Origin of the sequence: Sebaldella sp. S0638 (assembly GCF_024158605.1) — a bacterium.
Lineage (GTDB): Bacteria > Fusobacteriota > Fusobacteriia > Fusobacteriales > Leptotrichiaceae > Sebaldella.
In genome coordinates, this window is sequence record NZ_JAMZGM010000134.1 from 1 (window position 1) to 569 (window position 569).

Sequence of the window (569 nt, forward strand, 5' to 3'; positions counted from 1 at the left end):
TCCCGTAAATCAACTTTCTTTATCTCCGTAAATAAAGATTCTTCATTTACTGTAAATGAACTTTCTTCACTTACAGGGGATAATAGCTTTTCAAGTTCTAAATCTAGTAGTTCATGATTCCTGTAATAAACAGTTATATATTTCATTTTATCTACATAGCAACAATAGAATTTCCCTTGAAATGGATCTCCTGTTTCCATAGCTTTTTTAAATTCATTTTTTGACTTATATGCTACTCCTATTTTCTCAAAAGCTGTTTTAAATTCATATTTACTAAATCCCAGTTCCTCTGTCCAGCTATCTCCTGTTTTATACAGCTCATTGTTCTCACATGGTTCTAAAAATTTATAGAATCCACCAGGCTTTTTCTCAAACCAATAATCCAGTTGCTGCATCAATATACTCGCTGTTACACTTCCCGATAACTGTCTTAATTCTTTTATATATGGAACATTATTCCTGAATAGTGTTAATATTTTATTTCTCATCATTATCACACTCTCTTGACTTATTTTTTATTTTTGTTTATAATTAACATTGAGATTTCATAAATAATTTATTCTTCGCTC

General features: G+C 29.3%; 1 protein-coding gene. It reads right to left on the reverse strand.

Translation table 11 applies throughout. From position 1 onward, the window contains the following. Positions 1-491 (reverse strand): hypothetical protein (locus tag NK213_RS17970; RefSeq protein WP_253351776.1); only part of this gene is annotated, 491 nt, incomplete at its 3' end. Positions 492-569 lie beyond the last annotated feature (78 nt).